We start from the raw sequence: 23,533 nt of genomic DNA, 5'->3' as shown, positions 1-23,533 counted from the left end.
GACGCACCTGCCGGGCAGGACGCCCCGCCGGCCCAGGCCGACGCGGCCCCGCCCGCCGACGGCGCGCGCGTCGCGCTCGCGCTCGAGCTCCTGCGGCGAGAGCGGTTCGCCGACGCCCTCGCCGCGCTGGGCCCGCGGCCGGCCGCCGGCGAGGAGGACGTCGACGCGCTGCTCCTCCGCGCGGTCCTCCTGACGAGCAGCGGCGACCTGGCGGGCGCGGAGCGCGTCTGCGCGCGCATCCTCGAGCGCGACGAGCTCAACGCCGAGGCCCACTACCTCCGCGCGCTCTGCCGCGAGCACGCGGGCGACCCGCTCGCCGCCGCGGACCACGATCGCTACGCGCTCTACCTGGACCCGACGTTCGCGATGCCGCGCCTCCACCTCGGCCTCCTCGCGAAGCGCGCCGGCGATCTCGAGCTCGCGCGCCGGGAGCTCGCGCGCGCCCGCGTGCTGCTCGCCGGCGAGGACGGGTCGCGCATCCTCCTGCTCGGCGGCGGGTTCACGCGCGAAGGGCTGCTGGAGGTGTGCCGCGCCGAGCTCGGCGCATCCGGGGGGACGGCGTGAGCGACGAGACGACCCTCGAGGGAACGGTCGCCGCGCTGCGGGCGGCCTTCGACGCCGCGTTCGCGGCGCCCGCCCAGGGGGCACGGCGCGATCTGGTCCCGCTGCTCGCGCTCCGGGCGGGCGGCGCCGAGCTCGCGGTCCGCGTGCTCGAGAGCGCCGGGCTCCTCCCGGCGCGGGTCGTCGTGCCGGTCCCGAGCCGGCGGCCGGAGGTGCTCGGCGTCTGCGGCCACCGCGGGGCGGTCCTGCCCGTGTTCAGCCTCGCCCGGTTGCTCGGGCTCCCCGACGCCGGCGAGGTGCCGCGGTGGATGCTGCTCGCTGGCCGCGAGGAGCGGGTCGCGCTGGCGTTCGAGGCGATCGAGGGGCACGTGCTCGTGCCGCCGTCGGCGCTGCAGCGGGCGGCAGGGGAGGGGCTGGGCCACCTCCCGGAGATCGCGGAGCTGGGCGGCGCGGGGCGTCCGGTGGTGAGCCTCCCATCGGTCCTGCGCGCCATCACGGAACACCGACCTGGAGAGTGACATGGAGCGAAGGCTCACGTTCTCGCAGAAGCTCGCGCTGGGGTTCGCCCTCGTCGTCGCGGTCGCGCTCGCGATCGCGGGCGTCGCCGTCCTCTCCCTCCGGGAGACGGTGGCGAGCAAGGACGCGGTCATCGAGCTCGCGGCGCGGCGGCTCGTGAGCGCCGAGCGCCTGAACGCGATGAGCTTCAGGAAGGCGGCGGAGGCGCGGGCGTACGTCATGACGAACGACGCGCGCTACCTCGAGGCGATGCGGACGGCGCGGGGGGAGATGCGCCGCGTCCTCGACGAGCTGCTCGCGCAGGAGCACGACGACGCGCTCCGCCGGCTGCTCGACGAGGTCGCCCGCGTCGAGGGGGAGCACGGGGCCGCGGTGGACGCGATCCTCGCGGACGCTCCCCGGGAGAAGCTCGAGGTCTCGGCGGCGCGGCTCGAGCGGGACGTGAGGCCCCTGCGCGAGCGGCTCAACGCCGCGGTCGAGACCTACATCGCCCGGCAGCGCGAGCTGCTCGAGGCGCGGCGGCGCCAGTCCACCGAGGCGGCGGCCGACGCGAGCCGGGTGGTGGTGGTCCTCTCGGTCGCCGGCGTCGCCCTCGCGGCCGCGCTCGCGATCCTGCTCGGGCGCACGCTCTCGCGCCAGATCGCCGGGGCGGTCCGCCACGTGGAGACGTCCTCCGCCGAGCTCAAGGCGGCCGCGGGCCAGCAGGCGACCGGCGCGAAGCAGCAGGCGAGCGCGATGGCCGAGATCACGACCACCATCAACGAGCTGCTCGCGACCTCGCGGCAGATCTCGGAGAGCTCCCAGCGCGTCGCGTCCATCGCGTCCGACACCGCCTCCGCCGCCCGGACCGGGGATCACGCGGTCCAGCGCAGCCAGGAGGCGGTGGGGGGCATCCGCCGCCAGGTGGAGCTCATCGTCGATCACATGCTCGACCTCGGCCGCAAGTCGCAGCACATCGGCGGCGTCGTCGAGATCATCAACGAGCTCGCCGAGCAGACCAACATCCTCGCCATCAACGCCACCATCGAGGCGGCGGGCGCGGGCGAGGCGGGGAAGCGGTTCCAGGTGGTCGCCGAGGAGATCCGCAAGCTCGCCGACCGCGTCGCCGGCTCGACGAAGGACATCCGCGTGCTCGTGGACGAGGTCCGGGCCGCGGTGAACACGACGGTGATGGCCACGGAGAGCGGCTCCAAGGCAGCCGAGGCGGGCGCGCGCCAGTTCGCGGAGCTGGCCGCCGCGTTCTCCCAGATCGCGCGCCTCGTCGGCTCGACCACCGACTCCGCCCGCGAGATCGAGCTCTCCACGAAGCAGCAGGCGACCGCGGTCGAGCAGGTGAACGAGGCGATCGCGAACGTCGCGCAGGCGACGCGCGAGGCGGAGGCGAGCTCCGGGCAGTCCCTGCAGACCGCCTCCGAGCTCGCGGCGATGTCCCGCGACCTCGCCCGGCTCGTGCAGAAGCGCGACGCCGCGTGAGCGCGATGGCCCGCGATCGCTACAAGTACTTCCGGATCGAGGCGCGCGAGCTGCTCGACGGGCTCTCGCGCGGGCTCCTCGAGCTCGAGCGGTCGCCGGAGGACCGCGCGGTGGTCGCGCGGCTGCTCAGGCTCGCGCACACGCTCAAGGGCGCGGCGCGGGTGGTGCAGATCCAGGGGATCGGCGACCGCGCGCACGCGGCCGAGGACGCGCTCGCCGCGCACCGCGACGCGGGCGACCCGCCCGTGCCTCGCGAGCGGACGGACGAGCTCCTGCGCCTCGTGGACGAGATGTCCGCCGCGGTCACCGCGCTCGATCAGCCGTCGCCGCCGCCCACCGCGCCCGCGCCGGGGGACGCGGCGCCCTCCGCGCGCCCGGACGGGCCGATCCGCACCGTGCGCGTCGATCTCCACGAGGTGGACGCCGTCGTCGAGACCACGCTCGAGGCGGGCGTCCACCTCGCGACCCTCCGGCGGCAGCTCGGGACGCTCGATCACGCGAAGGAGATCGCGCGGGCCCTGGCCGATCAGCTCTCGGTGCGGCGCGGCGAAGGCGGCCCGCCGCCCGCGCGCCTGCGGCCGCTCGTCGACGAGCTCGCGCGGACGCTCGATGGGGCGCACCGCGCGCTCGACGTCCGGGCGGATCAGGCCGAGCGCGAGCTCGGAGAGGTCCGGCACGCCGCCGACAGGCTCCGGCTCCTGCCGGCCAGGGCCATCGCGGGGCCGCTCGAGCGCGCGACCCGGGACGCCGCGCGCGCGCTCGAGCGCACGGTGACCTTCGAGCTCGCGGGCGGCGGCGTGCGCGTGGAGGCGAACGTCCTCACGGCGATGCGCGAGGCGCTCCTGCACGCGGTGCGCAACGCCGTGGCGCACGGGATCGAGCCGGCGGCCGAGCGCGCCGCGCGCGGGAAGGCCGCGCCGGGCCGGGTCCGGATCGAGGTAGAGCGGCGCGGGACGCGGGTCGCGTTCCGCTGCGTGGACGACGGGCGCGGGGTCGATCTCGAGGCGGTCCGGGCCGCCGCCGCGCGCAAGGGGCTCGTCTCCGCCGCCGACTCTGCCGCGCTCGACGACGCGGCGCTCACCGCGCTCCTCCTGCGAGGCGGCCTCTCGACGAGCGCCACCGTCACGGACGTCGCCGGGCGCGGGGTGGGGCTGGACGTCGTGCGCGACGTCGCCGCGCGCCTTCACGCGGAGGTCGCGATCCGCACCGAGCGCGGGCGCGGGACGCAGGTGGAGGTGGTCGTGCCCGAGTCGCTCACGGCCCTCACCGCGCTGCAGGTGGAGGCCTCGGGGGCGGTGGCGGCGGTGCCGCTCGACGCCGTCCGGAGCGCGACGTTCCTCGAGAGCGACCGCGTGGCGCACACGGCCGAGGGGGCGGCCGTCGCCCTCGGCGGCGCGCTCCTGCCGTTCGTTCCGCTCGCGAGCGTGCTCGGCCGCCCTCGGCCGTCCGGCTCCCGCCGCGCCTGGTCCGCGGTGGTCGTCGAGGCGGCGGGGGGACGCATCGTCCTGGGGACCGATCGCCTGGTGGGCACCGCGGAGGTCGTGGTGCGCCCGCTGCCGGCGTACCTGCGGCTCGATCCGGCCGTGGCGGGCGCGGCGCTCGACGGCGAGGGGAACCCGCGCCTCGTCCTCGATCCGGCAGGGCTCGTCGCGGCGGCGCGGGGCCGCTCCACCCAGGTGGAGGAGGCGCGCGCGCCGCGGGCGCCGATCCTGGTCGTCGACGACTCGCTCACGACGCGCATGCTCGAGCAGAGCATCCTCGAGTCCGCGGGGCACGAGGTGGACCTCGCCGTCTCCGCCGAGGAGGCGCTCGAGAAGGCGCGCACCCGGAGGTTCGGGCTCTTCCTCGTCGACGTCGAGATGCCCGGCATGGACGGGTTCGAGTTCGTGCGCGTGACGCGCGCGGACCCCCGGCTCTCGTCCACCCCGGCGATCCTCGTGACGTCCCGGGGGGCGCCGGAGGACCGGGCGCGCGGCCTCGCCGCGGGGGCGAGCGCGTACGTGGTGAAGAGCGAGTTCGATCAGGCGCGCCTGCTCGCGACCATCGAGGAGCTCCTGGGGTGACCGTGCCGATACGCGTGCTCGTCGTGGAGGACTCGCTCACCGTCCGCAAGCGCCTCGTCGAGGTGCTGTCGTCGGACCCGGAGCTCCAGGTCGTGGGCGAGGCCGAGGACGGGCGGCGCGGGATCGAGCTGTGCCAGCGGCTCCGGCCGGACGTCGTCACCCTCGACATGATGATGCCCGTGATGACCGGCGTCGCCGCGGCCGAGTACATCATGGCGTACTGCCCGACGCCCATCCTCGTCGTCTCCGCGTCGACGAACCGCGGAGAGCTCTTCCGCACCTACGACGCCCTCGCGGCAGGCGCCATCGACGTGCTGGACAAGCCGCTCGGGACGGAGCCCGACGGGGTCTGGGAGGAGCGGCTCCGCGGCACGGTGAAGCTCATCTCGCGCATCAAGGTGATCACGCACCCGCGCGCGCGGCTCGGGGCCATGTCGCAGCCGGCCGCGGCGGCGCCGCTCGCGGGTGAGCCGGCGGGCCCGACGCGGCTCGTCGCGATCGGCGGCTCGACCGGCTCGCCGGCGGCGGTGGTGGAGATCCTCCGCCGGCTCCCGCCGGAGTTCCCGCACCCGATCCTGCTCGTCGTGCACATCAACGAGCCCTTCGGCATCGCGTTCGCCGAATGGCTGGACGGGCTCTCCCCGCTGCGCGTCCGGTATGCGCGCGACGGCGAGCGCCTCGCCGAGCGCGGACCCTCGACGGTCCTCATGGCGCCCCCGGGCCGGCACCTCGCCGTCGAGCGGGGGGTCCTCAGGCTCGACGACGGTCCCGAGCGTCACAGCTGCAAGCCCTCGGTGGACGTGCTGTTCGAGTCGATCGCGCGCGACGGCGGCGCGGGCGCGCTCGCCTGCCTGCTCACCGGCATGGGGCGCGACGGCGCGCAGGGCCTCCTCGCGATCCGGCGGGCGGGCGGGGCCACGATCGCCCAGGACGAGGCGACCTCGGTGGTGTTCGGCATGCCCCGCGAGGCCATCCTCCTCGGTGCGGCGCAGCGCGTCCTGCCGATCCATGAGATCGGCGCGGCGATCGCGGCGCGCGCCGGCACGCCCAGGAGGTCGCCATGAGCGCCGTCCTGGTCGTCGACGACAGCCTGACCGTGAGGATGCACCTCGAGGAGGCCTTCTCCGCCGCGGGGTTCGAGCCCGTCCTCGCCGCCGACGTCGCGAGCGCGCGCCGCGCCCTCGCGTCCCGGCCGTTCGCGCTCGCCGTGCTCGACGTGCTCCTCCCCGACGGCGACGGCCTGGAGCTGCTCGCCGAGATCAAGGGCTCCCCGCAGCACGCGGGGACGCCGGTCGTGCTCCTCTCCACGGAGGCGGAGGTCCAGCACCGCGTGCGCGGCCTCCAGACGGGCGCGGACGAGTACGTGGGCAAGCCGTACGACGCGGCGCAGGTCGTGGCCCGCGCCCGCGAGCTCGTGCGCCGCCGCGCCGGCGCCGACCTGGGCGCCGCCGCGCGGCCGGTGCTGCTCGTGGACGACAGCGTGACGGCCCGGGAGGAGCTGCGCGACGCGCTCGAGCGCGCGGGGCTGCAGGTGGTGACCGTCGGCAGCGGCGAGGAGGGGCTCCGCGTCGCCGCCGAGCGGCGGCCGCGCGCCATCGTCGTCGACGGCGTGATGCCCGGGATGGACGGCGCCACGTTCATCCGGGAGATCCGCGCCGACGCGGCGCTCCGCACGACCCCCTGCATCCTGCTCACCGCGTCGGGTTCCGTGGGCGAGCTCAGCGCGCTCGACGCCGGGGCCGACGCCTACGTCCGCAAGGACGAGGACGGGAACGAGCTCGTGCTCGCGCGGCTCCAGGCGCTGCTCCGGAGCGCGACCTCGGCCCCCGAGGAGACCGCGGCCGGCGCGCCCACGGCGAGGCGCATCCTCGTCCTCGGGGCGAGCACCGCCCCGCTCGGCGACGTCGCCGAGACGCTGCGCCTCGAGGGGCACGACGTGGTGACGGCCGCCACGTCCGAGGAGGCCCTCGCGCTCCTCGCGGTGGATCGGGTCGACGCGATCCTGGTGGAGGCGACGCGGCAGGGAGACGCCTCGGCCGCCGCGTGCCTGCGCATCCGGGGCGACGCCAGGTGGCGCCACGTGCCGCTCCTCGTGGTCGGCGAGCGCTCGGAGCCGGAGGCCACGGTGGACGCGCTCGCGGGCGGCGCCGACGACTACGTGCCGCTGTCGAGCGGGCCGCTCGTGGCGCGCGCGCGCGTCCACGCCCAGCTGCGCCGCAGCCAGTTCGAGGACGAGAACCGGACGCGCGAGGGGTACGCGCGCAGCGCGGCGATCCTGGAGACGATCTCGGACGCGTTCTTCGCGGTCGGGCGGGACTGGCGCTTCGTGTACGTGAACCACGCGCTCGAGGAGATGGTGGGGGCCCCGCGCGACGCGCTCGCCGGCGAGGTCCTCTGGGAGCGCTGCCCGTTCCTCGCCCGGGGCCAGCCGCGCGCGGAGCTGGACCGGGCGGTCGAGGGCCAGGTGCCGGTGACGTTCGAGGCGCGCGAGCCGGGAGAGCGGTGGATCGAGGTCCGCGCGTTCCCGCACCGCGACGGCCTCACCGCCTACCTGCGCGACGTCACCGAGCGGCGGCGCACACAGGAGGTGCAGGCGCACCTCCTCGGCATCACGGGCCACGATCTCAGGACGCCCATCTCGGTGGTGCGCGTCTCCCTCGACGTCGCGCTCCGCGACCCGCAGCTCTCCGAGCGGCACCGGCGCGTGCTCGGGCGCGCCGCCGGGGCGGCGGCGCGGATGTCACGACTCGTGAATGACCTGCTGGACTACTCGAGGGCCCGGCTCGGACGGGGGATCCCGATCGCGCCGCAGCCGACCGATCTCGACGCCATCTGCCGGGACATCGTCGAGGAGGTGAGCAGCGCGAACGGCGGCCGGAAGATCGCGTACCACCCCGGCGCCGACGGGTCGGGCGAGTGGGATCCGGATCGCATCGGGCAGGTGCTCACGAACCTGCTCACGAACGCGGTGCGCTACAGCCAGGAGGGCGCGGCGGTGTCGCTCGCGTGGAGCGCGGAGGGCGACCGCAGGGTCATCGCGGTGCACAACGAGGGGTCCCCCATCGACCCCGCGCTCCTCGCCAACATGTTCGAGCCGTTCGAGCGCGGCCGCACGGCCGCGAGCGGCGGGGCGGGGCTCGGCCTCTTCATCGTGCGGGAGATCGTGCGCGCCCACGGGGGGAGCGTGGCGGTCACCTCCGAGGCGGGGCGGGGCACGACGTTCTACGTGAACCTGCCGGCGCGCGCGGGCTGAGGGCCGGCGCCCTCGACGCTTGTCACCCGTCTCCTGCGGCGTTCAGGTCCCGCGCTGGATGAGCTCGACCTTGTAGCCGTCGGGGTCCTGCACGAAGGCGATGACGGTCGTGCCGTGCTTCATCGGCCCGGCCTCGCGGGTGACCACGCCCCCGCGCCGCTTGATCTCCGCGCACGCGGCGTAGGCGTCCGGCACCTCGAGGGCGACGTGGCCGTAGCCGCTGCCGAGATCGTAGGAGCTCGTGTCCCAGTTGTGCGTGAGCTCGAGCGCCGCCTGCTCGGACTCGGGACCGTAGCCCACGAACGCGAGCGTGAAGCGGCCGTCCGGGTAGTCCTGCCGGCGCAGGAGCTTCATCCCCAGGATCTCGGTGTAGAACGCGATGGAGCGCTCCAGATCGCCGACGCGGAGCATGGTGTGGAGGATGCGCACGATCGTCTCCTCGCCGCCGGCTCGAGGTCGCGGCGGTCGTGGATTAGCACGGGACCCGGGGAGACGCGACCACGGCGGCGTACGCCCTCGCAGGGGCCGCACGCTCGCCCGCCGCGGCGCTCAGCGGAGATACTTCTGCGCCGCCAGGGCGGCGATGGTGCCGTCGGCCACCGCGGTGGTGATCTGCCGGAACCGCTTCACGCGGATGTCGCCCGCGGCGTACACGCCGGGGATCTCGGTCTCCATGTCGTCGGTCGTCTTCACGTAGCCGCTCGGGGCGAGCTTGACGTAGCGCGCGAGGAGGTCGGTGCGCGGCACCATCCCGATGAACACGAACACGCCGTCGGTCGGGAGCCGCTTCCGCTCCTGGGTCCGCAGCGCCTCGACCTCGAGCGCCTCGAGCGCCGTCTCGCCGTGGAACGCCCGCGGCTCGTGTCCGAACAGGACCTGGATCTTCGGGTTCGTGAGCGCCTCGCTCACCGAGGCCGGCTCCGCCTGGAACTGCTCGAACTGGTGGACGATGGTGACGCTCCGCGCGAACTGCGTGAGGAAGAGCGCCTCCTCCACGGCGGAGTTCCCGCCGCCGATGACGTGGATGTCCTTGCCCTCGAAGTAGGCGCCGTCGCAGGTCGCGCAGTAGGAGATGCCGCGGCCCTTGAACGTGTCCTCTCCCGGGACCCCGAGCGGGCGCGGCTTCGCGCCGGTCGTCACGATCACCGCGCGCGCCTCGACCGTCTCCGACTCGTCCAGCTCGAGCGTCTTCACGAAGGGCGCGAGGTCGTGCGCCGTGATCTCGACCGAGCGGCGGATCTTCGCGCCGAAGCGCTCGGCTTGCCTCGCGAACGCCAGCGAGAGCTCGGAGCCGTGGATGTCCTCCGGGAAGCCGGGGTAGTTCGACACCTTGTGGGTCGTCTTCACCTGCCCGCCCGGGATGCTCTCGTCGATCACGAGCGTCCTGAGCCTCGCGCGCGCCGCGTAGATGGCGGCGGTGAGTCCGGCGGGTCCAGCCCCGATGACGACGACGTCGTAGCGCTCGTTCATGGCCAGGAGCTCCCGCTCAGGTGAGCAGCGCCTCGACGGCGGACTTCAGCGCGGACCGCTTGATGTCCTCGCCGGTCATGCGCGCCCCCACCTCGCGCCCGCCCTTGAAGAAGACGAGGGTCGGGCTGCCGGTGACCCCGAGCTGCGTCGCGAGCTCGCGGTTGCCCTGCCGGAAGACCTTGAGGAACCGCGCCCTGCCCGCGAACTGCTCGGCGACCGCCTCGAACTTGGGCGCGAGCGCCTCGCAGGGCGGGCACTCGGTGGAGAAGAAGTCGAGCACGACCGGGGTCTCTGCCCCGAGCACGCGCTCCTCGTACTGCGCGGCGTTGATCTCCTCGACGGATGCGGCCATCAGACCTCCAGGCAGACCTCTCCCGTCCGGAGGATCCGGAGGCCGGGGGAGGTGAGGGTGGGAAAAGGAGCGGGGCGGACCCCGCGGTGCTTCAGTCGTGGCAGCCCGAGACGAGCGGGGATGCCTTGGCGCAGCACTGCGCGACCTTCTCCGGCGCGCAGCAGGTGGGCTTCTTGAGCGTGGTGAGCAGCTTCATCGCGCTCTCCTTCAGGGTGCGAGGTGGGACTCGATCTTCTCCTTCAGGGCGCGAGCGGCGTCGCAGTCCTCACACGGTGCGTCCGGCTTCACCTTGTGTGTCTGGCAAGTCGCGAGGCAGTTCACGAGCGACTGGACCATGATCCGCAGCTCCTTAGGGGAGAGCTGCAGGACCGTCTGCGTTGCCGCGGGGACCATGTGCGCCTCCAGGAACGGGTGCGTCGGATCCTCACGCCGTTGAGTACGAGCCGCTGAGGGCACGCGGGGTTCGCGACATGCGGTCGCAGGCGGGGTGGCGCCCCCCGGGATGTGACCCGGGACGGTCCGCATCCCGCCCGGTCAGGTATCGAGGCCGTAGTACCGCGCGCCCAGCCCGTAGAGCTCGACGACGGGGCGGCAGTCGGGCGCGAGCGGCGTCCCCTCCCGATCCCACGCGATGGCGCCGCAGCCACCGCCGCAGACCGGCGCGGAGGCGCACCCCGCGCAGCCCGGGATCGTGAGCGTGCTGCGCGACCGCCAGCGCGCGATCGCGGCCTCGTCCCGCGAGACGACCGGGTAGTAGCGGCCGAGCATGTGGGCCGGGTGGCCGACGGTCGCCGTGCAGCCGTACAGGCTCCCGTCGGGGCCGAAGGCCCACTCCTTCTTCGCCGCCGGGCAGGCGTCGAAGTTCGGCGCCGGCAGCTCGCCCGTGTCGGAGAGGTGGCCGATGCCGTGGAACCGCGGTCGGTGGAAGCGGCGGAGCACCGGGTGCGCCTCGGCGAGCTCGAGGTAGTGGGCCCAGAGCTCGACGCGATCGAAGAGGTCCTCGCGGCGCTGGCGCGAGGCGCAGCCGAACAGCTCGTAGTTCCGGCCCACCTGCGTCTTGAAGCGCGAGGCCGGCAGCTCGAGCCAGCCCTTCGCGTCCGCGAGCTCGGCGAGCTCCGGGAGCGCGGGCAGGTTCTGGCGATCTGCGACCACGCGCAGGTTCACGGGGATCCGGGCGCGGACGAGCGCGTCGATGCCCGCCACGATCCGGTCGAAGGTGCCTCGCCCGCTCGCGTGTGGCCGCCGCGCGTCATGGACCTTTCGCGGGCCGTCGAGCGTGACCTGCACCTCCTTGACCGGGCCCGCGGCGAGCGCGGGGAGGAAGGCCTCGAGATCGTGGCCGTTCGTGACGAACGCGAGCGAGAGGCCCCGCTCCCCCGCGCTGCGGAGGAAGTGTCCGATCCGCTCGTGGTGCGCGGGCGTGTCACGCAGCGGCTCGCCGCCGAAGAGCGTCACGTAGGGCCGCGGCGTCTCGGCGGCGTGGTTCGCGTCCACGTAGGCGAAGAACGCCTCGACCGCCTCCGGCCGCATGAGCGTCGCCGCGGAGGGGTCGAAGACCTCCTGGTAGCAGTAGGTGCACGCGAGGTTGCAGCCGAAGCTCGGGACCACGATGAGCTGCGTCGGCGCCCGCGCGGCCTCCTTCTCGAAGTCGGCGCGCGCCCGCGCGAGGAGCGCGCGGTCGTCGTCGTCGGACTCGACCACGAAGGCCGCGGCGCGGAGCGTCTCCTCGGGCAGCGACGCGGGGAGCGGCCCGCCCCGATCCAGCGCGCGGAGGGCGGCGGCGTCCTCGGCGGCGACGAGCGCGGCCTGGCCAGTGAGCGGCTGCACCAGGAGCACCTGGGCGGAGCCGGGGATGGGCGCGACGAGGGTGGAGCTCGAGAGGCGCATCGAGGCCTTCCCCGGCGCTAAGGGCGCCGGCCCTTCACGGTGATCGAAAGGACGCGCACGCCGCCCTTCTCGTAGGGCGCCGTGCGGCGCAGCACGCTCACCTCGGCGAGGCCGGCCGCGGCGATGGCGGCGAGGTAGTCCGCCTCCGGGATGGCGCCCCCGTAGCATGCGGCCCAGGCGGCCGGGTCGTTGCGCACGGAGTCGGGGAGGGCGGTCTCCGAGACGACGTCGGAGACGACGAAGCGCCCGCCGGAGCGGAGCAGGCGGTGCACCTCCCGGTACACGGCGGCCTTGTCCGGCGCGTGGTTGATGGCGCAGTTCGAGACGACGACGTCGGCCTCGCCGTCCGGCAGCGTCACGGCGGCGAGGTCCGCGCGCACGAGACGCACCTGCGCGAGGCCTCCCGCGAGCTCGCGCGCCGCCGCGATCATCGCCGCGTTCGCGTCGACGCCGATCGCGCGCCCGCCGGGGCCCACGGCCTCGGCCGCTCGCAGGAGGTCGCGCCCGCGGCCGCAGCCGAGATCCACGAGCGTCTCGCCCGCGCCGGGCGCGGCGTGCTCGAGCACGCTCCCGCAGGAGAGCGAGCCCGCCGTGCTGGCGAGGGGGGAGTACCGCGCCTCGAGCGCGCGGTCGAGGTGCGAGGGGGCGTCGCCGGGGAGGGGCATGTCGGGAGTCTCGCTCCCGGGAGAGCCAGCGGGAAGCGCGGAGGTTCGTGGCGACGGGACGAGGACCCTGGTATGCACACGCGGGTCGAGGGCGGCCACCACGAGGGGACGGCGCCGCCCGGTTTCAGCGTTCGGACACCTGACGATGCTGAGGGCGAGGACCGAGGGCCATCGAGGCGGCGAGCGGACCGCGACCGCCACCCGCGCGATCCCCACCCACTGGGAGCTCGCCCGCGCCTCGCTGTGGCTCGGCACGATCGGGTTCGGCGGCGGGGTGAGCGTGCTCGGGATGATCGGGCACCTCGCGGTCGATCGCCGCCGCTGGCTGACGGAGCGGGAGTTCGCCAACACCACCACGGTGTCGCAGATGCTCCCGGGCGGCGCCGCCGCGAACGCGCTCGCGCACGTCGGCCTCCGGCTGCGCGGGATGAGCGGGGCGCTCGCGGCTTACGTCGGCTTCGTGCTGCCGGGGGCGCTCCTCACGCTCGCCCTCGCGTGGGCCTACGTCCGGTTCGGCGTGCAGCCGCGCGCGGAGGTGGTCCTCTCGGGCCTCAACGCGGCCGTGGTGGGCATCGTGGCGGCGCTCGCGCTGCGCATGGTCCGGACGTCGATCGGACGGCCGTGGCAGATGGGCGTCGCGGCGGTGGCGCTCCTGCTCAGCATCGCCGGCGGGGCGGCCTCCGGCGAGATCGCGGCGCTCGGGATCGCCTCCGGGCTCGTCATCGACCTCATGCTGAAGCGCGCGCGGCTCGCCCGCATCCGCCGGGCGCCCCGCAAGCCGTCTCCGCCGGTGGCGCTGCCGGACGAGGGTCAGCCGCTCGAGCCGCTGCACGAGACGCGCGGCGCGGACGGGGGCGCTCCACTCGCCGTGGTGGCTCCCCTCGGCCTCCTCACCCAGGCCGGCGTCGGCGGCCTCGTCGCGATCGGCGCGCTCTTCTTCCGCATCGGGCTCGGCGCATACGGCGGCGGGTTCGCGATCGTGCCCCACCTGCACGCCACGGTGGTGGACGCGGGCTGGATCACCGAGCAGCAGTTCAGGAACGCCATCGCCGTCGGGAAGCTCACCCCGGGCCCGGTGCTCCTCATGGCGACCTTCATCGGCTACGTCGCGCGCGGGTTCCCCGGCGCGATCGTGGCGACGGTCGGGATCTTCGCCGCGCCGTTCGCGCTCGTGGTCGTGCTCGGGGGCTGGCTTCTGCGCATGCGCTCGCGGCGGGCGATCCGCGCCGCGCTGCGCGGCCTCACCCCGGCGGTCGTGGGGCTCATGGCCGCCGCCGCGGTCACCCTCGGCGCGTCGATGCGCGGCCCCGCCGACGTCGGGATCGCCGTCGCCACCACGCTCACGCTGTCGCGCTTCCGGATGAGCCCCGTCCTCGTGCTCGTCACCGCCGGGGCCGTCCGCTGGGCCCTGACGCTGGCGGGGGTGTGAGGGGCACGTGCGCGTGGGCGTTCCGGCCTCCCCTGTGCTATATCCGCCGACCCGTAGTCGATGGCCCCGTAGCTCAGCTGGATAGAGCGGCGGTTTCCTAAACCGTAGGCCGTGGGTTCGAGTCCCGCCGGGGCCACACACATTCCAGCACTTTTGGGGTCAAGTCATCCCACTTGACACATGACCGCTGGGCGCCTGGACGCTTCGCGGGGGCTCCCCGCGCCGATGATCGGCCAGGTCCAGACGCCGGTTGCTCGACCGACCCTCAGTCCGGGTCCGGATAGACGTAGACGCGCAGGGGCGTGGCCCCCTCCTGGACATCCGCCTCGCCTGCGTACCTCGCGCCGAGCCGCTCCGCCACGCGGATCGCGGCCGCGTTCCCGGCGAGGATGTGGCTCGCGACCCGGCGCGCGCCGACGACCTCGTGCGCAAAGCGCAGCGACCGCGCCGCCACCTCGCCGGCGTATCCCTTCCCCCACGCGGAGGGGACGAGCGCATAGGCGACCTCCACGTCCGTCCAGGGCTCGAACTGCACGAGCCCGCCGCGCCCCACGAATGCGCCGGTGGCGCGCTCCTCGATCGCCCACGGCCCGAAGCCGCGGAGGTGCCAGTGACCGAGCGCCGCGCACAGGGAGCGGAACGCCGCGGCGCGGTCCTGCACCTCGCCGATGTGCCGCATGACCGTCGGGTCGGCATTCATCGCGGCGTACGCGTCGAGGTCGTCCAGACGAAACGGGCGGAGGACGAGGCGTTCCGTAGTGAGCGTCGGGATGGCCATTGGGGGTCAAGACATGCCACTTGACACATGATCGACGGAGAGTAACTTCGCCCCGTGGCGCGGGCGCGACGTCTCGATATGCCAGGAGCGTGGCATCACGTGATGCACCGGGGAGCACGGCGCGAGCCGATCTTCCGGCGCGATGATCACTGCTTGCTGTTCCTGCAAAGCCTCGAAGAAGCAGTCGAGCATCACGGGCTCGAGGTGCATGGCTATTCGCTGATGCCGAATCACTATCACCTGCTCGTCCGCACTCCTCTGGGAAATCTCTCGCGTTGCATGAGGCACGTCAACGCGACGTACACGCAGCGCGTGAACCTGCGACATGGCTGGGACGGGCCGATCTTTCGCGGGCGCTTTCGAAGCCAGATCGTCGACGACGACTCGTACCTGGAACACGTCTTCGCTTACATCCACCTGAACCCATTCCACGCGGGGCTCGCCACTCGCATCGACGATCCGTGCTGGACGAGCTTGCGCGCCTACCTGGGCAATGAGCGCGCGCCCGCGTGGCTCCGGACGGAGGTCTTCACTGAACGTTTCGAGGGAAGGGCGGCGATCGGCGAGGCGATCAGAGCGCGGCGCAAGCGCCGGGATCAGTGGCCGGAGGGCCTGGATCGCGAGGCCGGCTGGATACGGACGGCCGAGCGGACCGAGCGGCTGCGGCAGGTCGGCGCGGCGCGCAGGGCATCGACGACCGCGGTCAGCATCGGCGAGGTGCTGAAGCAGGTAGCGCAGGTGGCGGGGTGCACGGTCGCCGACGTCAAGGAGCGGGAGATGGGGCCCGGCGCGAATCCGGCGCGGCGCCTGGCGGTGTGGGCGCTGAGTCGCGCACAGGTCTTCTCGCACCGCGACATCGCGGCTGCGTTGGGGATGAGCCAAGGCAACGTCGCGAAGGTCCTCTCGCGCCTGCGACAGGAGCGCCCTCCGGCTCCGCTCGCCGAGTGGATGGAGACGCTGGTCGCGCGGCTAGTGGGAAGTGGAAGGTCTTGACCCCTCGAGCGACGCGGGTGGGTACAGCGCCGTGACGTCCAGCCAGGTCTCGAAGCTCTCCCCGCGGTGGACCATCTTGTAGCGGCGGACGGAGCCGCAGACGTCGAGGTCTGCCTGGGGGCCCGCCTTGCGCAGCTCGACGATCTGGTCCTGCGCACAGCCGTGATCGAACCTGACCGCGCTGATGAGGAATGGCGACAAGCTCGTCGTTCCGCCGTGGGCCGATGCGACGCGGGACGCAGCACAGCCGGACGAGCCGGCGACGACGAGCCAAAGTGACAGCGCAGTAGTTGCTCTCACGGTTCACCCCTGGGCGATGGTACCGGGGGCATGACCCCCGCCCGCACTGTCCGTTAAAGAGCGCCCCTTCCGGTGGTCGCCCGGTAGCCGGCGCTTCAGGTAGCCGGCGCGGCGCTTACGCCCCCGCCAGGCACCCCGCGTGTAGGTGACTTGGTTCCATGTGCTCTCGGTGCAAGCCTCTCCCCCACTGGCGTGCGTCCATACGGTCGCCCTGGACTCGAAGAGGTGGGCGCCTGCCCGCACGCACGAATCGATTGGCTCGTCTCGGTGGGGGTCCCAATGCAGCTCTGTTCTCGAAGGGTTCTCTGGCTCGCTTCGGCACTGATCGGCGCGCTCGCGGCGGCTCCTGCGCTCGGAGCCGGCGCGCCCCGATGCGAGGTGACTGCCAGGACGTCCGGCGATCAGTCCGTGACGGAGGGGGCGATCTCGGGTGGAACGTTCGTTCCGACGACGGTCACGCTCAACGCGGAGCCGTCACAGCCGAAGGCGGTCGCGTACTCGTGGGCTCAGGACGCGAACGACGCATACGCCGTCGTCCTGAGCGATCCCGGCGCCGCGAAGCCGACCTTCACCGCTCCCAACGTCCGGGCGGCGGGCACCACCCTCCACTTCACCGTGACCGTGAGGGGCTGCGACCCGCTCCAGACCCAGACCGCGACGACGACGGTCACCATCACGGACGTCAACAGCCCGCCGCTCGCCGCGGCGAGCGCCCCGTCGTCCGTGAACGAAGGTGACCTGTTCCTCCTCGACGGCCGCGGCTCGAGCGATCCCGACGGTGATCCGCTGACCTACCGCTGGGACCGGGTCGTCGTGGGGAGCGTCGAGCAGGTCGGGACGACGGCGGCGGTCGAGCTCGCGGCGCCCCCGGTGCCTTACCCCGGCGGCGCCAGCTTCACGTACCGGCTCACGGTCTCCGACGGCTCGCTCTCGAGCTCGGCGGAGGTGGTCGTCACGGTCAAGTGGGTGAACGACCCGCCGGTCGCGAACGCCGTGTGCACGTCCCCCGTGAACGAGGGCGCCTCGATCCTGCTGGACGGCGCATCTCCCTCGATGCCCTCCACGGATCCCGACGACGGCATCGCCTCGTACGCCTGGCGCCAGACCTCGGGCGGCCCGGACGCGAACCTCGCGGCGGAGGCGCTGTCGTACCCCGCGCTCGCCTTCGATGCGCCCCGGCTCACGCTGGGCCATGGCGACACGATGACGTTCGAGCTGAAGGTCACCGACAACGGCAGCCTGTTCAGCACCGACAGCTGCGAGGTCGTCGTGAAGGACGTGACCGCGCCGGTGCTGAACCCGCCGAACATCACGCGTGAGGCCACCTCGGCCTCCGGGGCGACCGTCGTCTTCTCGATCAAGGGCGACGACGCCTTCGACGGTGAGGTGCCGGCCGTGTGCGTCCCGCAATCCGGCACGACGTTTCCGCTCGGGGATAGCGTCGTGCAGTGCGCGGCGTCGGACAAGGCAGGGAACAGGACGGGAGCGAGCTTCACCGCGTCGATCGTCGACACGACGCCGCCGGACGTGACCGTCCCGGCGAGCCTCACGGAGGAGGCGACGAGCGCCGCGGGCGCCGCGGTGACGTTCGGCGCCTCCGCGTCGGATCTCGTCGACGGCGCCGTGACGCCCGTGTGCACGCCCGCCTCCGGCAGCACGTTCGCGCTCGGGACGACGACGGTCTCCTGCACGGCGACCGACGCGCACGGCAACGGGAGCGGCCCGAAGACGTTCACGGTGACGGTCCGGGACACGACCCCGCCCGCCGTCACAGTCCCCGGCGATCTCACAACGCTCGCGACGAGCGCGCAGGGTGCGCCGGTGTCGTTCGCCGCCTCCGCGGCCGACCTCGTCGACGGCGCCGTGACGGCGAGCTGCACGCCGCAGTCCGGGAGCACCTTCGCCCCCGGCACGACGACCGTGTCCTGCACCGCGAGCGATTCCCGCGGGAACGCGGCGACGCCGAAGACGTTCACCGTGACCGTCCAGTTCGCGTTCCTCGGCTTCTTCCAGCCGGTGGACGACCTCCCGCTCGTGAACGCCGTGAAGAACGGCGCCACGGTGCCGGTGAAGTGGAAGCTGCAGGGGCAGGGCGGGGTCGAGATCACCGACCTCTCGGCCGTCGACCTGAAGAGCACGAAGGTCCAGAGCATCGCCTGCGCCGTGCTCACCTCGCTCGAGTCGCAGATCGAGCTCACGACCACCGGCGGCACGGCGCTCCGCTACGACTTCACCGCGGCGCAGTACGTGCTGAACTGGCAGACGCCGAAGCTGCCCGGCACCTGCTGGCGTCTCGACCTCGTCTTCGCGGACGGCTCGACGCGGAGCGCGAACTTCAAGCTGAGGTGAGCCGCGGCCCTCCGTCCGGCGCCCGCGCTGCCGGCGCGGGCGCTTCTGGACGTGCGCACCTGGCGAAGCCGCCCGATCTCGACGCGCTGGGCAGGTTGCTCGGGGGCGAGCGGCACGTCCCTCCCGCGCTCCCGGGAGCGATCTGGCTCCGTGCCGCCGCCAGCCCGCCCGGCGCGGTGTCTCGGACGGCGGCGGGTTGAGCCACCGGCAGCCGGCCAGGGCTCCGCCGGCCGGCGCGCCTCCAGACGTGCGGAGGACGCGCGCCCCACCGCGCGCTCACTCGCGCCGGCACGTTGCAGGGCTGGCGCGCACGCCGCAACGTCCCGTGCGGGAGCAGTCGTGAAGCGCCCGAGGAGCGAGGGCGAGGAGGATCCGATGGCCAGGGTGGAGACGGTGATGAAGTCGGCGATGTGCTGCCGGCCTGACGACACGGCGCGTGACTGCGCGCGCCTCATGAAGGAGGAGAACATCGGCTTCGTGCCGGTCTGCAACGAGGCGGACGAGCCCGTCGGCACCATCACGGATCGCGATCTCGCGCTCCGGATCCTCGCCGAGGGGCGCCTGCTGGACGCGAAGCTCGAGGACGTCATGACCCCCGAGGTCGTGAGCTGCAAGATCGGCGACGACCTGCGTGACGCCGAGCGCCTCATGCGCGAGCACCGCAAGTCCCGCATCATGGTCTGCGACGAGGAGGGCAGGTTGCAGGGCGTCATCAGCCTGTCGGACATCGCCGAGGAGGAGGACGAGGAGGTCGCGGGGCGCACGCTGCGCGAGGTCGCGTCGCGCGAGATCTCCCAGCCGCACGCGTCGTAGCGCGCGGACGGCGGCGCGGGGGCGGGGGCGCCCCTGCGCCGGCCCGGCTCGCGCTCCGGGGGCGAGGTCGGCCGTCTCAGCTCCCCGACGCGGCGCTCGGTTCGGCGAGTGTGCCGCTCCGGCGTCGGCGGAATCTCCCGGCGAGCGAGCCGAGCCCCTGCGTACCCGCGCGGAACCGCCCGATACCACCAGGCGCGCCCGCGCTTCTCCGCTTGCACGCGCCCACGCGGGGCGGCATGGTGGCGGCGCAGCGGGGAGGGGGACGCCGATGGACGACAAGCTCGCGCCGGGACACCTGTCCCTCCGCATCCAGGAAGGCCTCCGCGGCCACCACCTGCTGTTCGACGCGGACCAGATCCGGGAGGCGTTCGCCGTCGCGGATCGCGCGGTCGCCCGCGAGGACGCCGACGAGGTGGGCGAGGTGCTCCTCTCGATCTGCCGCGATCCGCTGGAGGTCGCCCGCCTCGCGGTCGAGGGGCTCGCGCCCGACGCGCGGCTCGCCCTCATCCGGCTCTACTTCCGGCTCCTGGACCGCGCGGAGCAGGAGCGCGGCCTGACGCACTGACGATGCCGCTCCCGGACGCCCTCGCGCGCGCGACGTTCCCGGAGCCCGTCCTCCACGTCCTCCGCCGGCTCGGCGCGGCGGGACACCGGTCGTGGCTCGTCGGCGGCGCGGTCAGGGATCTCCTCCTCCATCACGGCCGCGACGCGAACGACTTCGACGTCGCGACCCCCGCGCGGCCGGACGAGGTCGCGGCGCTCTTCCCCAAGGTCATCCCGACCGGCATCGAGCACGGCACGGTGACCGTGCTCGTGGGCGGCGAGCCGATCGAGGTGACGACCTTCCGCGGCGAGGGCGCGTACACGGACGGCCGCCGGCCCGAGTCGGTGACCTTCCACGAGGACCTCGAGGCCGACCTCGCGCGCCGCGACTTCACCATGAACGCCCTCGCCTTCGACCCGCTCGCCGGCGAGCTGCGCGATCCGTTCGGCGGCGAGGCCGACCTCCGGCGGCGGCTCGTCCGCGCGGTCGGGGATCCGGTCGCCCGCTTCGGCGAGGACGGCCTGCGCCCGATGCGGGCGGTCCGCTTCGCCGCCCAGCTCGGCTACGAGCTCGACCCCGCGACCCAGGCCGCCATCCCCGGCGCGCTGCCCGTCGTCCGCAAGGTCTCCCTGGAGCGCATCGCCGACGAGCTCACGCGGCTCGTCGTCGCGCCCGACGCGGCCCGGGCGGTCGAGCTCATGCGCACCACCGGCCTCCTCGAGACGGTCCTCCCGGCGCTCGCCGCCCGCCCGGCCCCGGAGGTGAGCCACGCGGTCGCGGTCCTCGCCGCGACGCCCGCCGAGCCGGCGCTCCGGCTCGCCGCGCTCCTGCACACGCTGCCGGCCGGCGACGTCGGACGCACGCTCCTGCACCTGCGCCTGTCGCGGCGGATCTCAGACGACACGGCGGCGCTCGTGCGCGCGCACGCTTGCCGGCTCGCAGGGCGGGGGCACGCGCTCCCGGCGGCGGCCGCGGAGGTCAGGCGCTGGCTCGCCGCGGCAGGGCCCGCGCGCGCCGCGCCCCTCCTCGACCTCGCCCGCGCCGAGGCCGCAGCGCTCGCCCCCGACGAGGCGGAGCCTGCGCAGCGGGAGCTCGAGGCGCTCACCGAGACGATCGCCCACATCCGGCGCGCCGGGGATCCGCTCACGCCGCAGGAGCTCGCGCTCGACGGGCGCGCGGTGATGCGGATCCTGGGCGCCGCTCCGGGACCGCACGTCGGCGAGGCGCTCCGTCACCTGCTCGAAAGGGTGCTCGAGCACCCCGAGGAGAACGACGAGGAGCGGCTCACCGTCGCGCTCCGTCGATGGTGGGACGCGGAAGGCCGAAGCTTATAATGCAGGCGGGGCGAACGACATGCCGCGCCGCGTGCTGTGCATCGAGGGAGACGCCGACGTCCGGGCGCGGGTGAAGTCCCGCCTGGAGCAGGACGGTTACGCCGTCGACACGAGCGCCTCCGGGCTCGAGGGCATCGAGCGCGCCCTCACGTCCCGGCCCGACCTCATCCTCGCCGACGTCCACCTGCCGGACCTCGAGGGGTTCGAGCTCGCCGCGCGCCTCAAGCGCGAGAAGGCGCTCGAGGAGGTCCCCATCGTCGCGGTGGGCGAGTCGCGCGACGATCACGACGTCGCGCTCGCGGCGGGCGCGGACGGCTTCCTCGAGCGCGACCGCCTCGACGGGACGCTCTCCGAGGAGGTCCGCGAGTTCCTCGCGGGCAAGCGCGAGCGGCTCCCCGCGGAGGGCGAGCGAGAGCGGCTGCGCGCGCTGTCCGGCCTCATGGCCTCGCACCTCGAGTCCGCCGTCAGCGGCTCCCGGCGGGCGAACGCCCGGCTCGTCGAGGCGGACGCGCTGAAGAGCGCGTTCATGCACAACCTCGCCCACGAGCTCTCGACCCCCCTCACGCCGCTCGCCGGCTACCTGCGCATCCTCTCGTCCGAGAAGCTCGGGCCCATGTCGCCGCAGCAGCGCCGGATCGTCGACTCGATGATCCAGTCGGTGACCCGCCTCACCCGCATCGTCGACAACCTCTCCGACTTCGCGAGCCTGGAGGCCGGCCAGGCACCCGTCCTCGAGGGACCGGTGGATCCGGACCAGCTCGCCGACGACGCCGTCGCGGAGCAGCGCTCGATGATCCGCGACGCGCGGCTGCACGTCGTGGTCGCGCACGGCGGAGGCGGGGTGGTGATCGCCGATCCGCGCAAGCTCCGCCAGGCCGTGGCGAACCTCGTGTCGAACGCGGTGAAGTTCTCGCCCCACGGCGGCGAGGTGCTGGTAGAGGTCACGCGCCCCCCAGGCAAGGTTCGCTACACCGTGTACGACCAGGGGCCGGGCATCCGCGGCGGCGAGCAGGAGCGGATCTTCGAGCCGCTCCACCACGCGCACGCGCGCGGGCGGGACGACGCGCGCGCGCCGGGCTCGGGCCTCGGCCTGCCGGTGGCCCGCCGCATCGCCGAGGCGCACGGCGGGCGCGTCTGGGTGGAGAGTCCGCCGCGCACCCAGCCCGGCTCCCTCACGCGGCAGTTCACCGGCTCGAAGTTCGTGCTCGAGATCCCGGTGCGGCCGGCCGATCGGCCCGCGACCGGCAGCACCACGCCCGCCGCCACCCTCGCTTGATCCGGCGGCCGGAGGCGGGTACACCGCCCGCCGAGGCCTCTCGACCGATGCGCGTCCTCGTCGCCCTCTCCGGGGGAGTCGACTCCTCCACCGCCGCCGCGCTCCTCGTCGCCGAGGGGCACGAGGTCATCGGCGTGTCCATGCGCGTCGCCGACTACTCGGACGCCCGGCGCGGCCGGTCCTGCTGCGCCCCCGACGATCTGGAGGACGCGCGGGCCGCGGCCCGCCGGCTCGGCATCCCGTTCTACGTCGCCAACGTGGAGGCGCGCTTCCGCGAGCGGGTCATCGATCCCTTCGTGCGCGACTACGTCGAGGGCCGCACCCCGAACCCGTGCGTGGCGTGCAACTCGGACGTGAAGTTCGACTGGCTGCTCGCCCGCGCGCGCGCCCTCGGCGCGAAGCTCGCCACCGGCCACTACGCGCGCGTCGAGCGGCGCGGCGGCCGCCTCGCGCTCTGCACCGCGGGCGATCCGGCGAAGGACCAGACCTACTTCCTCTACGGCCTCGGCCAGGACGCGCTGCGCGACGTGCTCTTCCCGGTCGGCGACCTCGCGAAGCGCGACGTCCGCGCCGCCGCGGCGCGGGCGGGGCTCCCCAACGCCGGGAAGGCGGAGTCGCAGGAGATCTGCTTCGTGACGCAGGGCGACGCCGGCGACTTCGTCGCGCTCCGCGCGCCTGGGGAGGTGCGGGCGGGGGAGATCGTCTCCACCGCGGGCGAGGTGCTCGGGCGGCACGACGGCGTGCACCGCTTCACGGTCGGCCAGCGGCGCGGGCTCGGGATCGCCGGCCCCGCGCCGCGCTACGTCGTGCGCCTCGAGCCGGAGGCCGCGCGGGTCGTGGTGGGCAGCTCCGAGGAGGCGTCTCGCGATCGCTTCGAGGTCGCGGAGGTGCGCTGGGTCGCGGGCGCGCCGCCGCCGGGCGCGCTCTCCGCGCGCGTGAAGATCCGCCACCGCCACGAGGGCGAGCTCGGGACGGTGACGCCGTCGGGCGGCGGGGCGGAGGTCCGGCTCGCGCGGCCCGTCCGCGGGGTCGCGCCGGGCCAGGCGGCGGTCTTCTACGGCGGCGACGAGGTGCTCGGCGGTGGACGCATCGTCTGAGCCGCTCCGCCCGCGGGTGGCGATCATCGCGCTCGGCTGCCGCGTGAGCCGGGCCGACGCGGACGCCCTCGCGAGCGCGCTCGGGGACGGCCTCTCGGTCGCGCGCGCCGGCGAGCGCGCCGACGTGGTCGTGGTGAACACCTGCACCATCACGGCCGACGCCGACGCGGCCGCCCGTCAGGCGATCCGCCGGGCCGCGCGCGATCACCCGGGGGCGGCCATCGTCGCCGCGGGGTGCTACGCGCAGGTCCGTCCCGAGGTGCTCGCCGCGCTGCCCGGGGTCGCGGCGGTGATCGGGGCGCGCTCGCAGGCGGAGGTCGCGGGCACGGTCGCCCGGCTGGTCGCGCGCGGCCCGGGCGCCGTCGCGCCGGGGGCGCCCG

At 74.3% G+C, this 23,533-nt stretch carries 21 protein-coding genes, 1 tRNA gene and 2 pseudogenes; 16 read left to right on the top strand and 8 right to left on the bottom strand.

The annotated features are described in order from the left end of the window. The 6 genes and pseudogenes from MNZ29_RS17585 to MNZ29_RS17560 all read left to right on the top strand — a co-directional run. Positions 1-564, top strand: a pseudogene (locus tag MNZ29_RS17585) (chemotaxis protein CheR); the annotation flags it as partial. Beyond that, entirely contained in the window at positions 561-1,079 is a 519-nt protein-coding gene (locus tag MNZ29_RS17580; protein WP_242356123.1) for a chemotaxis protein CheW, read from the top strand. The pseudogene MNZ29_RS17585 and the gene MNZ29_RS17580, both read left to right, overlap by 4 nt. 1 nt (position 1,080) lies before the next feature. Beyond that, complete coding sequence (locus MNZ29_RS17575) at positions 1,081-2,550, top strand: methyl-accepting chemotaxis protein (protein WP_242356121.1); 1,470 nt, start codon at positions 1,081-1,083, stop codon at positions 2,548-2,550. A gap of 5 nt (positions 2,551-2,555) precedes the next feature. Then, positions 2,556-4,613, top strand: a complete 2,058-nt coding sequence (locus MNZ29_RS17570; RefSeq protein ID WP_242338126.1) for a response regulator — start codon at positions 2,556-2,558, stop codon at positions 4,611-4,613. Beyond that, positions 4,610-5,677: a chemotaxis-specific protein-glutamate methyltransferase CheB gene (gene cheB, locus MNZ29_RS17565; RefSeq protein WP_242338095.1), complete on the top strand. Its 1,068-nt coding sequence runs from the start codon at positions 4,610-4,612 to the stop codon at positions 5,675-5,677. Before MNZ29_RS17570 ends, cheB begins: the two co-directional genes overlap by 4 nt. Beyond that, positions 5,674-7,866 carry a response regulator gene (locus tag MNZ29_RS17560; RefSeq protein ID WP_242338093.1) on the top strand — a complete coding sequence of 731 codons (2,193 nt, stop codon included), beginning with the start codon at positions 5,674-5,676 and terminating at the stop codon, positions 7,864-7,866. Before cheB ends, MNZ29_RS17560 begins: the two co-directional genes overlap by 4 nt. A gap of 42 nt (positions 7,867-7,908) precedes the next feature. On the opposite strand, the gene gloA is transcribed toward MNZ29_RS17560, so the two are convergent. From gloA to MNZ29_RS17530, 6 genes are all read right to left on the bottom strand, one after another. Further along, positions 7,909-8,295, bottom strand: a complete 387-nt coding sequence (gene gloA / locus MNZ29_RS17555; protein ID WP_242356119.1) for a lactoylglutathione lyase — start codon at positions 8,293-8,295, stop codon at positions 7,909-7,911. A gap of 120 nt (positions 8,296-8,415) precedes the next feature. Then, on the bottom strand, positions 8,416-9,336 hold the full coding sequence (trxB, locus tag MNZ29_RS17550; protein WP_242338089.1) for a thioredoxin-disulfide reductase: 921 nt from the start codon (positions 9,334-9,336) through the stop codon (positions 8,416-8,418). Positions 9,337-9,352: 16 nt separating this feature from the next. Continuing rightward, a complete protein-coding gene (locus MNZ29_RS17545) occupies positions 9,353-9,688 on the bottom strand; it encodes a co-chaperone YbbN (RefSeq protein ID WP_242338087.1) in 336 nt (111 codons plus the stop codon). 207 nt (positions 9,689-9,895) lie between these two features. Next, the gene (locus MNZ29_RS17540; protein ID WP_242338085.1) at positions 9,896-10,081 is read right to left on the bottom strand and encodes a hypothetical protein; all 186 of its coding nucleotides are present in this window, start codon (positions 10,079-10,081) and stop codon (positions 9,896-9,898) included. A gap of 141 nt (positions 10,082-10,222) precedes the next feature. Next, complete coding sequence (locus tag MNZ29_RS17535) at positions 10,223-11,575, bottom strand: radical SAM/SPASM domain-containing protein (RefSeq protein ID WP_242356117.1); 1,353 nt, start codon at positions 11,573-11,575, stop codon at positions 10,223-10,225. 17 nt (positions 11,576-11,592) lie between these two features. After that, positions 11,593-12,240 carry a methyltransferase domain-containing protein gene (locus tag MNZ29_RS17530; RefSeq protein ID WP_242356115.1) on the bottom strand — a complete coding sequence of 216 codons (648 nt, stop codon included), beginning with the start codon at positions 12,238-12,240 and terminating at the stop codon, positions 11,593-11,595. 145 nt (positions 12,241-12,385) lie between these two features. On the opposite strand from MNZ29_RS17530, the gene chrA reads away from it, so the two are divergent. Both chrA and MNZ29_RS17520 read left to right on the top strand, forming a co-directional pair. Further along, a complete protein-coding gene (chrA, locus tag MNZ29_RS17525) occupies positions 12,386-13,669 on the top strand; it encodes a chromate efflux transporter (protein ID WP_242356114.1) in 1,284 nt (427 codons plus the stop codon). Between the two features lie 62 nt (positions 13,670-13,731). Then, a tRNA-Arg gene (locus tag MNZ29_RS17520) sits at positions 13,732-13,805 on the top strand. Between the two features lie 129 nt (positions 13,806-13,934). On the opposite strand, the gene MNZ29_RS17515 is transcribed toward MNZ29_RS17520, so the two are convergent. Further along, positions 13,935-14,447, bottom strand: coding sequence for a GNAT family N-acetyltransferase (locus tag MNZ29_RS17515; RefSeq protein ID WP_242356112.1), 513 nt, complete (start codon positions 14,445-14,447; stop codon positions 13,935-13,937). 78 nt (positions 14,448-14,525) lie between these two features. On the opposite strand from MNZ29_RS17515, the gene MNZ29_RS17510 reads away from it, so the two are divergent. Then, positions 14,526-15,440: a transposase gene (locus MNZ29_RS17510; protein WP_308197073.1), complete on the top strand. Its 915-nt coding sequence runs from the start codon at positions 14,526-14,528 to the stop codon at positions 15,438-15,440. Here MNZ29_RS17510 and MNZ29_RS17505 read toward each other — a convergent pair. Further along, complete coding sequence (locus MNZ29_RS17505; RefSeq protein WP_242356109.1) at positions 15,417-15,641, bottom strand: hypothetical protein; 225 nt, start codon at positions 15,639-15,641, stop codon at positions 15,417-15,419. The genes MNZ29_RS17510 and MNZ29_RS17505 overlap by 24 nt on opposite strands. A 477-nt stretch (positions 15,642-16,118) precedes the next feature. Between MNZ29_RS17505 and MNZ29_RS17500 the strand changes: the two genes are divergently transcribed. From MNZ29_RS17500 to MNZ29_RS17470, 7 genes and pseudogenes are all read left to right on the top strand, one after another. Then, a complete protein-coding gene (locus tag MNZ29_RS17500; RefSeq protein WP_242356107.1) occupies positions 16,119-18,089 on the top strand; it encodes a PxKF domain-containing protein in 1,971 nt (656 codons plus the stop codon). 339 nt (positions 18,090-18,428) lie between these two features. Then, complete coding sequence (locus tag MNZ29_RS17495; RefSeq protein ID WP_242356105.1) at positions 18,429-18,902, top strand: CBS domain-containing protein; 474 nt, start codon at positions 18,429-18,431, stop codon at positions 18,900-18,902. 268 nt (positions 18,903-19,170) lie between these two features. After that, positions 19,171-19,467 (top strand): hypothetical protein, encoded by a 297-nt coding sequence (locus MNZ29_RS17490; RefSeq protein ID WP_242338072.1) that lies wholly within the window; start codon positions 19,171-19,173, stop codon positions 19,465-19,467. A gap of 2 nt (positions 19,468-19,469) precedes the next feature. Continuing rightward, on the top strand, positions 19,470-20,780 hold the full coding sequence (locus tag MNZ29_RS17485) for a CCA tRNA nucleotidyltransferase (RefSeq protein WP_242338070.1): 1,311 nt from the start codon (positions 19,470-19,472) through the stop codon (positions 20,778-20,780). 19 nt (positions 20,781-20,799) lie between these two features. Further along, on the top strand, positions 20,800-22,056 hold the full coding sequence (locus MNZ29_RS17480; protein ID WP_242338068.1) for a hybrid sensor histidine kinase/response regulator: 1,257 nt from the start codon (positions 20,800-20,802) through the stop codon (positions 22,054-22,056). A 47-nt stretch (positions 22,057-22,103) separates the two neighbouring features. Beyond that, the gene (gene mnmA, locus MNZ29_RS17475; protein WP_242338066.1) at positions 22,104-23,153 is read left to right on the top strand and encodes a tRNA 2-thiouridine(34) synthase MnmA; all 1,050 of its coding nucleotides are present in this window, start codon (positions 22,104-22,106) and stop codon (positions 23,151-23,153) included. Further along, positions 23,137-23,533 (top strand): annotated as a pseudogene (locus MNZ29_RS17470) (hypothetical protein); the annotation flags it as partial. The gene mnmA and the pseudogene MNZ29_RS17470, both read left to right, overlap by 17 nt.

Source organism: Anaeromyxobacter sp. SG64, from assembly GCF_022690745.1.
Taxonomy (GTDB): Bacteria; Myxococcota; Myxococcia; order Myxococcales; family Anaeromyxobacteraceae; genus Anaeromyxobacter; species Anaeromyxobacter soli.
Note: the sequence above shows the minus strand (reverse complement) of the source record. Positions and strands in the feature narration are given on the sequence as shown.